The following is a 14,770-nucleotide window of genomic DNA, read 5'->3' as shown; positions in this document are numbered from 1 at the left end:
ATATAATAATAAAACAGCAGCAGTTAGGTTCTTGTCCATGACTGCTGCTGTTTTTGTTTTAAAATCTAACAGTTATTACTTCAACACAACCGACAATCCTGTGAAAATAACACCAAGCGCATAAGCGCCGGCATCAGGATAACCGATGCTGCGTTCGCCAACCGTGCCGGCGCGGCCCATTCGGGCAACGATCGTCTCCGTTTGTTTGGCGCCTTCAACCGCAGCCTCAGCAGCTGCTATACCGGCAGCCTTCAGCTCTGTTCCAGCTACAGCAGCCGACCTCCAGCTTTCTGCATAAGGGATCAGCGCGTCGATCAAAGTCTTATCGCCTACTTCAGCTCCGCGGCCAAACGATCTTTCGCCTGTTGCTTGAATACCCTTCACAACAGCGTCGAGGAGCTGTGTAACCTCTGCGACCGAAAGCTCTGTTTTGCCTTCAGCATATTTGCCGCCTGCACGGAAAGCCGAGCCCCAGATTGGACCAGACGCACCGCCGCAATGCTCCATAATGATGAGCGAGCAGGCATGCAGGAAGCTGCCGATATCTTGCGACTCACCAAGAATATCGATCCATTCTGCTTTCAGCTGCTTGAAGCCTTTAGCTACACTCATGCCAAAGTCGCCGTCGCCGGCATGGGAATCCAGCTCGCAGAAGGGCACTTCGTTCTCAACAATGATCTCGCTCATCTTATCAATGAGATAAATCATATTGTTGAGTGACAACTTGTCGTTTTTTACAACCGCATACTCTTCGCTTGTCTCCACACGGTAAGACACCGATTTACCCACTTGTTCCGGCTCTTCTAGCGCCACATAGGACACAGGCTCGGAAGTATCTCCGCCGCGTACGAGGAAAGCAGGTGTATCACATTCTGCATTCAGAAGCTGCTTCAGCTGCTCGTCCAGCTTCATAATGGAGAGTGATGCTCCAGCCATATCGATACTAGTCATGTAATTGCCGACAAACACTTTATTTACGGCAATGCCTTTCGCATGCAATTCACGCATTACAGCGTTATTCAATAGATAGAGCTCTTGAAGCGGAGTGCCGCCAAAGCCGTTAACAAGTACGGCAATTTCCTCTGCAGCATTGTCTTTCAAGCTCAGATTCGCTAATAGTTCAGACACCATACGATTTGCCAGTTCGTCTGCGGAAATACGCTTTTCTCTACGAATACCCGGCTCACCATGGATGCCGACACCATACTCCATTTCATCCTCGCCGATCGAGAATGTTGGAGTGCCCTTGGCAGGAACCGTACAGGAGGTAAAAGCAAATCCAATGCTTCTGACATTAGCAATCGCATTTTCAGCAGCTGCCTTCACCTGCTCCAAAGTCATGCCTGCTTCCGCTGCTGCACCTGCAATCTTATGAACAAGCACAGTTCCGGCAACACCGCGGCGTCCAACCGTATACAGGCTGTCCTCAACCGCAATATCGTCATCCACTTTGACATAGTCGACCCGGATCCCATCTTCCGCAGCAAGGTTAGCGGCATTTTTGAAATTCATCATATCGCCGCTGTAGTTCTTAATAATAAGAAGGGTACCTTGTTCGCTTGCTGTAGACTTGATCGCTTGGTACACCTGAATTTGAGAAGGGGACGCAAACACGTCGCCGCATACCGCAGCATCAAGCATGCCTTTGCCGATAAACCCGGCATGAGCGGGTTCATGTCCGCTGCCGCCGCCGCTGATTAACGTCACTTTAGAAGTATTAATGTTCTGCTTTTTAATCACTTTATATTTAGAGACAAATTCCAAGCCCGGATGTGCCATGACAAAACCGTTGCACATTTCTCTTACGAGCGTCTCCGGTTGATTCATGATTTTTTTCATGTTTTTAGTTCCTTCCTTGTTTGAAAGCCTGGCCGAGCCGGTCAGCTACAATGATCGCAGCGGCTACAGCTTCCTCCGTAATCGGGAATGGCATAGCATGAATCGATTCCTCTGGGATACAGGCCAGTGCAGCTACCTTAATAAGCTCCTCATCCGTCATGCTGTCTACACCGATGTCCGCAAGGCATACCGGGAGTCCAACAGACACGCAGAACTCAAGTACTTCATTCACTTCTTCCTTCGGTGCATTCTCAAGAACGAGCTGAGCAATCGTGCTGAACGCAACCTTCTCGCCATGGAAATAATGGTGAGTGCCTTCGAGTACAGTCAGGCCGTTATGAATCGCATGGGCTGCCGCAAGGCCGCCACTTTCGAATCCGAGACCGGACAAAAGAATATTTGTTTCGATGATGTTCTCGAGAGCAGGCGTCACTTTGTTGCTGTCGCAAGCTAATTTCGCCTGAATACCGTCTTCAAGCAGAGTTTCATAACATAGCTTTGCTAACGCTTGGGCTGCTTTTGTCCCACGTGCAATTGGTGCTGCACCAGCATGTACGCCGTTAGGCAGGCCAGCATTCACTTTGGAGAAGGAGCGGGAAGTTGCTCTCGCTTCGAAATACGTTGACAACGCGTCACCCATACCGGATACGAGGAAGCGGGTTGGAGCATTCGCAATAACGGTAGTGTCGATCATTACGACGCTTGGGCTTTGTTTGAAGTAAGCGTAATCCTCGAAAGCTCCTTCGTTCGAATAAATGACAGCAGAATGGCTTGTTGGAGCATCAGTAGCGGCAATCGTTGGAACAATAATAAGCGCATCGCCTTCTGCTACACATTTCGCCGTATCAATCGCTTTTCCTCCGCCAAGACCAATCGTGCATGAACAGTTTTTCTCGCGAGCGAGGTCCTTGAGCCGCCCGATCTCTTCACGGGAGCATTCTCCGCGGAAGCCGCTTTCTACCAGCGTAATATTGAATTTATTTGAAGTGAAGTCCAGCTTGTCCTTTACACGTTTCACATCATCTGGATGGGCAATAAGAAGGGCGGAATCACCGTACGTTTGAATAAAGTACCCCAGGTTCAGCAGTTCGTTTTCGCCTTGAACATATTTACTTGGACTAATAAATGCTTTTCTCATTATAGATAACCTCCTGAAATGAATTGATTACTGCCATTATAAGCGTTGATGAAAGGGGATTCATTGTACGATAAGCGCAAATTCATGCAGTATCTGATGGTGTTTTTTTGTGCAAAACGATCTGGAATTGTACTATTTTGTCCTGAGTCTGCCTTCGAGTATAATATTGTTGTACACATTAGGCTGGACGTTTGGGGCGAACATTATGAATTCACGATATGATTTGAAGCAAATTATGGATATAGATAAATGGCATAAGCTTCAGGACTCGATGTCGCTTGTTACGAAGATGGCTATTATTACTGTGGATTACAAAGGTGTTCCAGTATCAAAGCATAGCCAGTGCCAGGCATTCTGCTCTGCGGTGAGGAAGGATCCCACTTTATCTTCCTATTGCCAGAAATGTGATGCGCGGGGCGGGCTTGAGGCGGTTCGGTCGAATAAGCCTTATATATATCAGTGCCATTTTCAAATTCTTGATATCGCCATTCCAATTGTAGTCGATGATCAATATATTGGTGCCGTCATGGCGGGGCAGGTTAAGATTCGAGATCCGGATGTGCCAATCGAGCAGATTGTAACGAGATCTCCAAATGTGGAGACAGATAAAAAGTTTAAAGCGTTGCGCGAGGAATATGAATCGCTGCCAGTCTTGTCCTTCGAAGAGGTTGAGAAGATTGCGGATATGCTGTTCCATCTATGCAACTATATCGTAGAGGAAGCGATTCGGAAGAGCGATATGCTTGAGATGTACCGTAGTTCTATAACGCTGGAGCATCCGGCACATGCACCAGACTCTTCTTATGCGCATATTCAAGCGCTGCAAAGCGAGCTGTCGAATACCTTAATTGAGAAGAAGATCAAGAAGTCTTCTAGTGTTTATCAGGCTGGTAATTCGCTCTTACAGCCTGCTTTTGACCATATATTCCGGCATAAGCATGAGAATGCAGACTTGAAGGACATGGCCGCCTTATGCCACGTCAGCCCAAGTTATTTCAGCCGGATCTTTACAAAGGAGACAGGGGAGAACTTCTCGGTGTTTGTCCCTCATCTAAAGATTGGCTGGGCGAAGGAGCTGCTCGAGACAACGGAGCTGGCCGTTAATCAGATCAGCGACGAGCTGGGCTTCGCTGATGCAGGCTATTTTATCAAGACGTTTAGGAAATTCGAGAACCTTACTCCTGCTGCCTATCGGAAAATCTATCGAAATAATCGAGAATTTTAGTAAAAAATTAACTATACCTGCGCGATTGCAATAACTTTTTCATGCCCATATACTTTGAGAAACCGGTTACGTAAACTGGCGACACGACTAACGGGAATGAGAAGGATGGTCTATGATACCGACAATCAGAGATGTAGCTAGAGAAGCTAATGTATCAATTGCGACCGTTTCTCGCGTTCTAAACGGATTAACAGGATACTCCGATAAAACCAAACAAAAGGTAATTAAGACGATTGAGGATATGGGCTATCATCCAAACGCGATTGCGCGTTACTTGAATAATAGACGCACCCAGACGATCGGGGTTATGTTCCCGGCTGTTACGAATGAGTTCGCCTCTGCTGTACTGCAGGGAGTCGAAGAGTATGCGCTGGAGCGGGGCTACAGCGTATTTGTCTGCAATACGGCCGTGGTCGGATGCCGGACGATGAAGTATTTGCAGGTGCTTAGGGAGAAGCAGATTGACGGCATCGTATTTGCAAGTGAAGTGCTGAAGCATGAGCATAAGAATCTGCTTGATGCGATGAAGGTGCCGATTGTACTCGTGTCTTCGGTTACCGATGATCCCCATATTCCGTTCGTAAGGGTGGATGACAGGCAGGCTGCATACGATGCCGTCCGTTATTTGATCGAGAAGGGCCATAAGGACATCGGGCTGATCAGTGGTTCGCAAGAGGATCCGATCGCCGGAGTGTTACGACAACAAGGGTATAGGGATGCCTTATACGATAAAGGAATTCCATTCCGCAGCTCTCGTGTCGCGTATGGGGATTTCCATTATGACAGTGGAATGACAGCGATGGAGACTCTGCTGAAGCAAGATAAAGGGATTACGGCGGTTTTTGCTGCAAGTGATGAAATGGCGGTTGGTGCTATGAATTATGCTATGCAGCAAGGGATTCGAATCCCCGAAGAGATTTCCTTTATCGGATATGATAATATCCGGCTGTCTAGAATGATCTATCCGGCCTTGACGACGGTAGGGCAGCCCTTGCAGGAGCTGGGGCAGGAAGCGGTCAGCAAACTGATCACGATAATTGAAACAGGTCGTACAGTTTCAAGCCAAGTCGTTCCGCATGAGATTGTAGAGCGGCAGACCGTTAGAGATTTGCATACATAACATATGAAAAAGCGTGGCGGGCCAAAGGAATTGGACTGTCACGTATTTTTTGCTTATTGAGGAGGTGCGGGGAGGCTCGAACATTATATCGGTTAATTGATCTATTATTCGGCACATGTTGGATTTTCTCCAGTATACGCAAGGTTAGTGCTGCGACTTTGTCTCTATGCTGGATTCCATCCAACATTATCAGGCTAAATGGATAGTTACTGGTGAATATGAGTTCATTATGCTGTATGGAATCCAACATAGCTGAGCGAGAAAAGCTAGCAAAGGGAATTCTACTGGATTAAATCCAACATAGCATTAGGCGTGCGAACTGCTTTTCTTTTTTCATATTTGTCGTGATTTTCTAGTTTTATATTGAACAATCTCTCCCAGATGTTATCATTAATTGACATAGGGGACTTGGACGAATACCAGACAACTGGTAGCGACAGTCATTTATGAAAGCGATCTCAATATCTCGGATTGTGCAAATATGGAGGGGAATATGATGGCGAATCAACAAACGGCAATCAAGGGAGAATGGGCAGATCCGTTCCTGTTTAAAGACGGCGATGACTATTATCTTTACCCAACGAAGGACAGCAAAGGATGGCTGTACGAGAAATTCCATGTTTTTCACAGTAAGGATCTGATTAATTGGGATGGCCCTTATCTTGCTCTGGATCTTAATAATGTAGAGTGGGCCAGCTCGAGAGCTTGGGCGCCTGGCATTAACAAATTTAATGGCAAGTACTATATGTATTTTTCTGCAGAAGCGCAGATTGGCGTAGCTGTTGCGGATTCTCCACTTGGCCCTTTCCGGGATATTCTTGGCCGGCCGCTTATTACGAAGGATCAATATCAATGTCAAAGTATTGATGCGGATTTATTCATCGATGATGACAACCAGCCGTATCTGCTATGGGGGCAAGGAAAGTGCTGGATCGTTCCCCTTGAGGATGATATGGTAACCTTCAAGACGGAGCCGGTATTGTTGTCCGATCAGCTGTATCGTAATAAAGGGGCTGATCCAAGTATGACGGATAACGGTATTTATAATGAGGGTCCTCATTTGCAAAAAATCGACGGCGAGTATGTGCTGACTTGGAGCAATTACGATACACGGGATCCGCGTTATCAAATTTGTTTTGCGAGGAGCGGCCATATCTTTGGGCCTTATGAATCACCTGAGGATAATCGCGTGACAACACCGTCAGAGAAGTTCTTTGGCACTGGTCACGCTTCAATGGCCCGCTATGAGGATGGCTGGGTGTTATGCTACCACCGGCTGATTGATCCGGAGACAACCGTACTTCGAGAGACATGTATTAGCAAGATGGAATTTATCGATGGCAAGCTGATCGTTAATGTAGATGCCTGTCTGGAGTAATAAGATAAGGGAGGAAATAGGATAATGAATATACTAATTACGGGTGCTAATCGGGGACTTGGTTATGAAATGGTTGTTGAGGCGCTTGAACGCGGCCATCATGTTATAGCAGGAGCAAGACAGGCAAGTCAAAAGCTGGCGGGCTTACAAGAGCAGTATGGTGAGCAGCTTGAGACGGTACAACTCGATGTTACGGATGAGGCTGGACTAGCTGCTCTGGCAGCTTCCCTGAAGGAGCAGGATCGGACGCTTGGTGCCATCATTAATAATGCAGCGATTCTAGCAGCGCGGAATACATCTATCGAAGAGCTTGATATGAATGAGGTTCTGCAATCTTTTGATATTAATCTGTTTGGTCCTATGCGAGTTGTGAAGCACTTCCTGCCACTTGTAACGGAGTCAGGCAGTGCCATTATGAATATTTCCTCTGAAGCGGGAAGTATAACGAATGCTTATCCAGGCGATTATCCATACGGTATAACGAAGACGGCATTAAATATGTTCACTCAACAGCTGCTTTCCGCTGTGAAGGAACGGGGAATTCAAGTGGTGAGCGTGCATCCGGGATGGATGAAGACAGACATGGGCGGGGAGCAGGCTCCTACTGATCCACGGCAGAGCTCGAAGGGCATTCTTGATATAATCGAGGGGCGGATTGTGCCTCAAGGCAAGTTCAACTTTGTGGATTATACCGGCAAGGAAATGCCAATTTAACCACAACATTTTCTCTATCTTCGCTTCCGAGGTTGATATGTCATTTCAACTTGGCAAATAACATATATCATGATATATTATTATATATATTGAACACTTGTCAGGTGGAAGACGGGGGAACGAACAGGATGAATGAATCATCGAAACCGATGTATGAACGGATATTTGAAGCACTCCGCGAAGACATTCGTGAGAAGAAATATGAACCGGGCGACCGAGTTCCTTCCGAGAAGGAGCTGGGTGACGAATACAATGTCAGCAGGATCACAAGCAAGAAGGCGCTTGAGCTGCTGGCCACTGAAGGATATATTGTCAGGCAGCCGGGCCGCGGCTCATTCGTGTCGGATCAGCCAACGCCGCAAGCGAAGCATTCCGCTGTCGCTAGCGTTCCGGCTCAAAAGACGCGTAAAGAAGACGGCAGGCTGCTGATTGGCCTTGTCATTACTGACTTTGCGGACAGCTACGGCAACGGATTGATCTATGGCATGGAGGAGGCTTCGCGCCAGCACAACTGCTATCTGGTCCTTCGGCGGACGTTTGGCAATCCGACTCTTGAAGAGGAAGCGATCAAGGGGCTGCTGGAGCTTGGAGTAGACGGCCTCATTATTTTTCCTGCGCAGGGCGAATATTTTAATGCGGAGATCTTGAAGCTGGTCATCAACCAATTTCCATTTGTGCTTGTCGACCGCCATTTGAAAGGCATCTCGGCGAGTTCAATTGCAACAGATAATGTAGGCGCAGCGAAGGATGGTACAGACCATCTATTCGAGCTGGGGCACAAATATATAGGCTTTCTGACCCCTCCGCCGGTTGATACAACCGCGATTGAGGAGCGGATCGAAGGGTTTATTCAAGCCCATGCGGAGAAAGGCATTGTTGTGGACCGTGAGATCTGGATGGAGAATATTACGTCAACGCTCCCGAAACATAATACAGAAGAGAATAAGCAGATGGATATTCAGAAAATTATTGACCACCTGATTAATCATCCACAGATTACTGCGCTGTTTGCGACCGAATATAATATCGGTCAGATTGCTTATCAAGCGGTGCGGCAGATGGGTAAGTCTGTACCTGAGGACTATTCAATCGTCTGCTTTGACTGTCCGGAGACGAATGGGCGTTATCCGTTCACTCACCTTAGTCAGAACCAGCATGAGATGGGGCGTGTTGCGTTCGAGAACGTGCTCAAGCTTTGGGGTGGACAATCCGTGCCAAATAAAATCCTGCTGGATGCTTCGCTTGTCATCAGCGACTCGACAGGTCAGGCTAAACAATAAGATATGATTAAGGCGCCAACAGCCTCCATTCGGAGGCTGTTTTTCTTTGCAATCGTTTTGTCGAAGTATGGCAGAAGGGAACTCAAGTTTCCAAGTATGGGGCTTTTTCATGAGCCATTAGTCCTGTGTAAATAGTATAAAAGATTGGTATAAACAATATAAAAAAATACATATTGACATACCATATACATGCCAATATAATAGCAATATCAAATGAAAGCGTTTTACAAATCGTTGATTAACGGCAACAAGGAGGAAGGAATAGCATGGCTCAATCGACAGAAATCCCAGCATCCCTCACAAAACTGGTGGATCGTATAAAGGATAAATTACCGGACCACCCCAATTGGGCCGCAATATTCGAGAAGGCGATCCACAATACACTGCAGACAACTATTCAGCGGATGCCAGATGGAACGACATTTGTTATAACAGGTGATATACCAGCTATGTGGCTTCGTGATTCGGCGGCTCAGCTTCGTCCGTTTCTGGTACTGGCATCTGAGGATGCCGAGCTGGCTGATCTGATCGAAGGTCTGGTACGAAGACAAATGGCCTCGGTGCTCATTGATCCGTATGCGAATGCCTTCAACAACGGACCAACGGGGAAAGGTCATCAGGATGACCTGACAGATACAGGCCCATCCATCTGGGAACGCAAATACGAAATTGATTCGCTTTGTTACCCTCTCCAGCTCAGCTATCTGCTGTGGAAAAATACCGGCCGGACCTCGCAATTTGATGAGACGTTCAAGCAGGCGGCAGATGCGATCTTGAATCTATGGACCACGGAGCAAAATCACGAGACCGCTTCTCCTTACCGGTTCCAGCGCTTTAACTGCGCACCAACGGATACGCTTCTCCGTGAGGGGAAAGGAACAGAGACTGGCTATACCGGCATGACATGGAGCGGCTTCCGCCCAAGCGATGATGCTTGTACATACGGCTATCTCATTCCAGCGAATATGTTCGCGGTTGTTGTGCTGAAATATTTGAAGGAAATTGCTGAAGAAGTACTTGGCGACGAGGAGCTTGCAGCACGCGCAGCTAAGCTTGGCGAGGAAATCGATCAAGGCATCCAAACCTACGGCATTACCGAGCATCCGCAATTTGGAAAAATTTACGCTTATGAAACAGATGGACTTGGCCATTACAATTTTATGGATGATGCGAATGTACCAAGCCTCTTATCGATTCCATATCTCGGCTATACCTCACAGGAGGATCCGATCTACCGCAATACTCGAAGCTTTATCTTGAGCAGCAGCAATCCTTATTATTTCGCAGGCGAAGCAGCAGCCGGAATCGGCAGTCCGCATACGCCTGACCAATACATTTGGCATATTGCGCTGGCGATGCAGGGTTTAACGACGGAAGATCGTTCCGAGAAGGAAAGATTGCTTACTCTCATGGAGGCAACAACAGCCGGTACCGGCTTCATGCATGAAGGCTTCCATGTGGATGATCCGTACCAGTTCAGCCGTCCTTGGTTCTCCTGGGCGAACATGATGTTCAGCGAGCTTCTGCTGGATTATTGCGGGATTCAAGTGCAAACAAAATAAAAGCGGTTTCATAGAAGGTTCTGCCCTTAAGGCGGCTTTCTTCGAAATATAAAAGGTTCAAGTAGAAACTCATTGGGTTACTAAAAAAGGGAGGCATGAAAAGTGAAAAAATGGATCACGATAATGGCCTTGGTCACAGTTGTAGCAACAGCTGGCTGCGCAAACACATCTACAAGCAGCAACGGTAACAGCAATACAAATGCAAACACTGGTACGAACGAGCAAACAGATAACGCATCAGGGAATGCTGGAGGCGGCAAGGCAGTAGAGCTGACGTTCTGGGGTGACTGGGCTGGTGACGGCCAGAAGCAATTCCAGACGATGGTTGATGCTTTCAACAAGTCGCAGGATAAAATCCATGTCAAATACGTGCTGCAGCAGGACTTGATTACGAAGTTCCTGACGGCTGCTACATCCGGCGGCGCACCTGACGTTCTGCTCTGGGATAGATGGCGTACACCGCTGTATGCACCAAAAAATGTCCTTCATCCAATTGATGATTACATGAATCAGGACGGCTTGAACAAGGATGATTTCTACGGCGAAGCGCTGAAGGAATTGACCAATAGTGACAAGCTGTACGGCCTTCCTTTAACGGTTGATGCCCGTGCTCTTTTCTATAACAAAAAGCTTCTGAGCGATGCAGGTGTAACGCAGCCTCCTACGACATGGGATGAGCTCGAACAAGCTGCAGTCAAGACAACCAAGTGGAACGGCAGCAAGCTCGAAGTGGCCGGCTTCTCGCTTGGCGACAATGGCCTCTTTAATATGTATCTTCAACAGGCGGGCGGCCAAATGCTGACCGATGATGGCAAAACAAACTTTAATAATGAAAAAGGCCTAGCGGTGCTTAATTTCTGGGATCGTATGCTGAACGAGGAAAAAGTGTATAAAGTTGGCTTTGAGCAAGGGCTTGGTGAAGGTACGGATGCCTTCGCAACTGGCAAGGTTGCCATGACTTATAACGGTCCATGGATGCTCAGCACTTACAAGAAATACGGTAAGGATCTGGACTTCGGGGTTGTTCCACCACCAGCAGGACCAAATGGTGACAAGGGCGGCGTGATGGGCGGCTTTGGCCTTGTAATTCCAGAAGCTTCGAAGCATCAGGCAGAAGCATGGGAGTTCATCAAATGGTGGACGGCTAACAAAGACAATGCACTGTTGTGGGCAAAAACAAGTCTTAACATCCCTGGCTACAAACCGGCGCTGGAAGATCCGTTCTTCCAAGATGATCCGCTCTATAAGCCATTCCTTGACACGCTTGAATTCGCAAAAGTTCGTCCATCTCACCCTGGCTACTCCGTAATGGAGACGGAAGCACTTATTCCGAATCTGGAGTTGTTCCAGCAGAAGAAGCAAAAAGCAGAGGATACACTGAAGAAAGCACAAGAGCGGGGAGATCAGCAGCTCGCTGACAACGTAGACGTGAAATAATACCGCTTCTGTAAAGCTATAAGGAAGAGATAAAGGGAGGGAGACCTCCCTTTATCCTTTCTCACAAGGAAAGGAGGAGTGCTGATGTCTTCAATGGGCAAGCTGAACAAACATCAGGCCCGCATGGCCTATCTGTTCGTTACACCAACGATGCTGCTGTTTATCGCTTTTACCATTATACCGGTCGTCATGGCGCTCTATTTAAGTTTTACGAATTATGATGTGGTCAGCCGGATGGAGTTCGTTAAATTCGACAACTACAAGAAGATGCTGGATGACGATTTGTATTGGACAACGTTCAAAAATGTATTCTTCTATGCCGTAATCTTCGTACCGCTCAACATCATTATTTCCTTACTGCTTGCCATGCTTCTTAACTTCAAACGGTTTGGCGTTAAGCTGTTCCGTACAATGAACTATCTACCGACACTGACCTCTTCCGTTGCAGCGGCAACCGTATGGATCTGGCTGCTTCACCCGGAGTTTGGCTTAGTTAATAATCTCCTTGGTTATGTCGGTATTACAGGTCCGGCTTGGCTCGCTCAGACTGAGACAGCAATGTTATCTATTATTATGGTGACCTTATGGCAGTCAGTTGGCTCTAACATGGTTATCTATATCGCTGGCCTGCAAGGTGTACCAGACTATTTGTATGAGTCCGCAAAACTTGACGGCGCGACTGCTTTTAATCGCTTCCGCTATATTACTTGGCCGCAGCTTAGACCAACAACCTTCCTTGTCAGCACGATGGCGATTATCGGGGCACTTCAGATGTTCGACCAGGCATTTGTTCTGACACAAGGTGGTCCGGGCAACGTGACTAAAACACCGGTATACCTGATTTATAATCAAGGCTTCAACCAGCTTAAGATGGGCTATGCTTCGGCTCAAGCCTTTGTGCTGGCAGTTGCCATTCTGATCTTCTCATTCATTAACATGCGCATTAATAAATCCGAAGAGCCAATCGTGTAAGGGGGCAAGCACATGGTACAGCCTGTTGTTAAATCTGTTGCAGTACGCGCACCAAAGCCGCCTTCTTACGCCTTAAAAAAGGTGTTGGCGACAGTTTTGTTCTATGTCGTCACTGTGGCGATAGCGGTAGCAATGTTTTTACCTTTTTTCTGGAGTCTGATTACATCATTCAAACCAAGTAATGAAATTTTCTCGGTGCCGATTAAGTGGATTCCTTCCACTCTTACTTTAGAGCACTATAAATCAGCGTTTACAACGGTGCCGTTTGCGGGGTATTTCGCCAACTCATTTATCCTGGCATCAGCTGGCGTGCTGTGTAATCTGTTCTTTGGTTCCATCAGCGGTTACGCCTTTGCAAAGCTGAACTTCAAGCTGAATAAGCCAATGTTCCGTATCCTGCTCGCAGCGATGATGATTCCGGGCATCGTTACGATGATTCCAAGCTTCTATGTATTGAAGCATTTCCCACTTATTGGCGGAAATGACTTGCTTGGCGCTGGAGGCAATGGCTTCCTGAACTCCTTCTGGGGGATTATTCTGCCAGGTGCATCGGGTTCTTTCGCGGTGTTCTTCATGCGGCAGTTCTTCCTGACCTTGCCTTCTGACATGATGGAGATGGCACGGATCGAAGGCGCTGGAGAGTTTCGTATTTTCTGGAACATCTACCTGCCGCTAACGAAGCCGGCACTTGCAACGCTCTCAATCTTCACCTTCCAAGGAGGCTGGAATAACTTCCTGTGGCCAATGATCATTCTGAATGATCCGGCGAAAGCAACGATACAGATGGGACTGCAGGCGTTCTCGTTTAACCATCAGACCGACTTTGGACCAATGATGGCCGGGGCACTCATAGCGATTTTACCTATTCTCGTCTTGTTCCTCCTGCTTCAGAAGTACTTCGTACAAGGCATTGCGTTTACGGGAACAAAAGGGTAAGCGGGGGAATCCAGTTGAAACAAAAGAAGATAATAGCCAGCGTGGCCGTGCTGCTCATTCTTGTAGCAGCTTTAGTCTGGCAGCTCGCGGGTAACAATGAACCAGCGGCAGCCTCCGCTGTATGGCAGGAACGGGCGGAAGAAGCACAGCTTGAACTCTCGGGATCGTTCTGGGACGAGAAACGTGGACTGTTTAGTAATGCAGCACCATGTATTGCGCAGCTGTGTACCGATCCGTTCAATTACTGGTGGCTGGCTCATGCTGTTGATGTACTAACAGACGGCTACGAACGTACTGGTGATGAACGGTATACCGAGCAGATCGCTAAGCTTTATCAGGGACTGCTCGACCGTAACGCCGGCGTTATGATAAACGATTATTACGATGATATGGAATGGATGGCACTCGCCTGGCTAAGAGCCTATGATGCGACTAAAGATGAGCGGTATAAGCAGGCATCGCTTGAACTGTGGGAAGAAATTAAAGGCGGCTGGAACGAGGAAATAGGCGGCGGTATCGCATGGCGCAAAGAGCAAATCGATTATAAGAATACGCCGGCGAATGCGCCAGCTGCGATTTTGGCTGCACGTCTCTATGAACATTTTCAGAACGAGGAAGATCTGGACTGGGCTAAGAAGATTTACAACTGGCAAAAGCAAACGCTCGTTGATCCGGATACCGGGCTCGTATGGGACGGCATTAACCGGACTGGTGATGGCAATATCGATAAGGACTGGCAATTCACGTACGGCCAAGGAGTGTACATCGGAGCCGGCGTAGAGCTATACCGCGCGACAGAAGATAAGGCTTATCTGGAGGATGCACGCCAAACGGCGGCTAATCTGAAGGACATATTCCTATCTCCTGCAACCGGTATGCTTCCTTCGGAAGGTGAAGGGGACGGAGGCTTGTTTAAGGGTGTATTAGTTCGCTATGTAGGAGAGCTGATTGCTGCTGATCCGGATGGTCCGGAGCAGAAGGAGCTCATTGGTATGCTTGAGACAAACGCAGACAGCTTATGGCAATACGGTAAAGCGGAGGATAAAGCGGTATTCAGCAATTCATGGGTACAGACGCCGGACGCCGTGGTGCAGTTAAGCACGGAATTAAGCGGCATTATGCTGCTCGAACAGATGGCTGTATTGGAGAAAAACGGACAATTACATTAG

12 protein-coding genes are annotated in these 14,770 nt (G+C 47.6%); 10 read left to right on the top strand and 2 right to left on the bottom strand.

The annotated features are described in order from the left end of the window. Nucleotides 1-75 precede the first annotated feature (75 nt). Nucleotides 76-1,839 carry a dihydroxyacetone kinase subunit DhaK gene (gene dhaK / locus AC0YNT_RS03020; RefSeq protein ID WP_475803259.1) on the bottom strand — a complete coding sequence of 588 codons (1,764 nt, stop codon included), beginning with the start codon at nucleotides 1,837-1,839 and terminating at the stop codon, nucleotides 76-78. Between the two features lie 4 nt (nucleotides 1,840-1,843). After that, nucleotides 1,844-2,977: a glycerol dehydrogenase gene (locus AC0YNT_RS03015; protein ID WP_475803258.1), complete on the bottom strand. Its 1,134-nt coding sequence runs from the start codon at nucleotides 2,975-2,977 to the stop codon at nucleotides 1,844-1,846. Between the two features lie 205 nt (nucleotides 2,978-3,182). On the opposite strand from AC0YNT_RS03015, the gene AC0YNT_RS03010 reads away from it, so the two are divergent. The 10 genes from AC0YNT_RS03010 (at nucleotide 3,183) to AC0YNT_RS02965 (ending at nucleotide 14,770) form a co-directional block, all read left to right on the top strand. Then, nucleotides 3,183-4,202: a PocR ligand-binding domain-containing protein gene (locus AC0YNT_RS03010; RefSeq protein WP_475803257.1), complete on the top strand. Its 1,020-nt coding sequence runs from the start codon at nucleotides 3,183-3,185 to the stop codon at nucleotides 4,200-4,202. A 112-nt stretch (nucleotides 4,203-4,314) separates the two neighbouring features. Further along, nucleotides 4,315-5,322 (top strand): LacI family DNA-binding transcriptional regulator, encoded by a 1,008-nt coding sequence (locus AC0YNT_RS03005; RefSeq protein WP_475803256.1) that lies wholly within the window; start codon nucleotides 4,315-4,317, stop codon nucleotides 5,320-5,322. Between the two features lie 493 nt (nucleotides 5,323-5,815). After that, on the top strand, nucleotides 5,816-6,700 hold the full coding sequence (locus AC0YNT_RS03000) for a family 43 glycosylhydrolase (RefSeq protein WP_475803255.1): 885 nt from the start codon (nucleotides 5,816-5,818) through the stop codon (nucleotides 6,698-6,700). A 24-nt stretch (nucleotides 6,701-6,724) separates the two neighbouring features. After that, nucleotides 6,725-7,414 carry an SDR family oxidoreductase gene (locus AC0YNT_RS02995; RefSeq protein WP_475803254.1) on the top strand — a complete coding sequence of 230 codons (690 nt, stop codon included), beginning with the start codon at nucleotides 6,725-6,727 and terminating at the stop codon, nucleotides 7,412-7,414. 128 nt (nucleotides 7,415-7,542) lie between these two features. Next, nucleotides 7,543-8,694 (top strand): GntR family transcriptional regulator, encoded by a 1,152-nt coding sequence (locus AC0YNT_RS02990; RefSeq protein WP_475803253.1) that lies wholly within the window; start codon nucleotides 7,543-7,545, stop codon nucleotides 8,692-8,694. A 266-nt stretch (nucleotides 8,695-8,960) separates the two neighbouring features. Beyond that, the gene (locus tag AC0YNT_RS02985) at nucleotides 8,961-10,256 is read left to right on the top strand and encodes a glycoside hydrolase family 125 protein (RefSeq protein ID WP_475803252.1); all 1,296 of its coding nucleotides are present in this window, start codon (nucleotides 8,961-8,963) and stop codon (nucleotides 10,254-10,256) included. Between the two features lie 123 nt (nucleotides 10,257-10,379). Beyond that, complete coding sequence (locus AC0YNT_RS02980) at nucleotides 10,380-11,693, top strand: ABC transporter substrate-binding protein (protein ID WP_208420425.1); 1,314 nt, start codon at nucleotides 10,380-10,382, stop codon at nucleotides 11,691-11,693. A gap of 84 nt (nucleotides 11,694-11,777) precedes the next feature. Further along, complete coding sequence (locus AC0YNT_RS02975) at nucleotides 11,778-12,665, top strand: carbohydrate ABC transporter permease (protein ID WP_475803251.1); 888 nt, start codon at nucleotides 11,778-11,780, stop codon at nucleotides 12,663-12,665. A gap of 12 nt (nucleotides 12,666-12,677) precedes the next feature. After that, nucleotides 12,678-13,601 carry a carbohydrate ABC transporter permease gene (locus AC0YNT_RS02970; RefSeq protein ID WP_243865371.1) on the top strand — a complete coding sequence of 308 codons (924 nt, stop codon included), beginning with the start codon at nucleotides 12,678-12,680 and terminating at the stop codon, nucleotides 13,599-13,601. Nucleotides 13,602-13,615: 14 nt separating this feature from the next. Further along, entirely contained in the window at nucleotides 13,616-14,770 is a 1,155-nt protein-coding gene (locus AC0YNT_RS02965) for a glycoside hydrolase family 76 protein (protein WP_475803250.1), read from the top strand.

Source organism: Paenibacillus sp. J22R56, from assembly GCF_056269375.1.
Note: the sequence above shows the minus strand (reverse complement) of the source record. Positions and strands in the feature narration are given on the sequence as shown.

Excerpts from the sequence above, each read along its gene's own strand:
- dhaK (WP_475803259.1), bottom strand. The coding sequence starts at position 1,839 with ATGAAAAAAATCATGAATCAACCGGAGACGCTCGTAAGAGAAATGTGC.
- AC0YNT_RS03015 (WP_475803258.1), bottom strand. The coding sequence starts at position 2,977 with ATGAGAAAAGCATTTATTAGTCCAAGTAAATATGTTCAAGGCGAAAAC.
- AC0YNT_RS03010 (WP_475803257.1), top strand. The coding sequence starts at position 3,183 with ATGAATTCACGATATGATTTGAAGCAAATTATGGATATAGATAAATGG.
- AC0YNT_RS03005 (WP_475803256.1), top strand. The coding sequence starts at position 4,315 with ATGATACCGACAATCAGAGATGTAGCTAGAGAAGCTAATGTATCAATT.
- AC0YNT_RS03000 (WP_475803255.1), top strand. The coding sequence starts at position 5,816 with ATGATGGCGAATCAACAAACGGCAATCAAGGGAGAATGGGCAGATCCG.
- AC0YNT_RS02995 (WP_475803254.1), top strand. The coding sequence starts at position 6,725 with ATGAATATACTAATTACGGGTGCTAATCGGGGACTTGGTTATGAAATG.
- AC0YNT_RS02990 (WP_475803253.1), top strand. The coding sequence starts at position 7,543 with ATGAATGAATCATCGAAACCGATGTATGAACGGATATTTGAAGCACTC.
- AC0YNT_RS02985 (WP_475803252.1), top strand. The coding sequence starts at position 8,961 with ATGGCTCAATCGACAGAAATCCCAGCATCCCTCACAAAACTGGTGGAT.
- AC0YNT_RS02980 (WP_208420425.1), top strand. The coding sequence starts at position 10,380 with ATGGCCTTGGTCACAGTTGTAGCAACAGCTGGCTGCGCAAACACATCT.
- AC0YNT_RS02975 (WP_475803251.1), top strand. The coding sequence starts at position 11,778 with ATGTCTTCAATGGGCAAGCTGAACAAACATCAGGCCCGCATGGCCTAT.
- AC0YNT_RS02970 (WP_243865371.1), top strand. The coding sequence starts at position 12,678 with ATGGTACAGCCTGTTGTTAAATCTGTTGCAGTACGCGCACCAAAGCCG.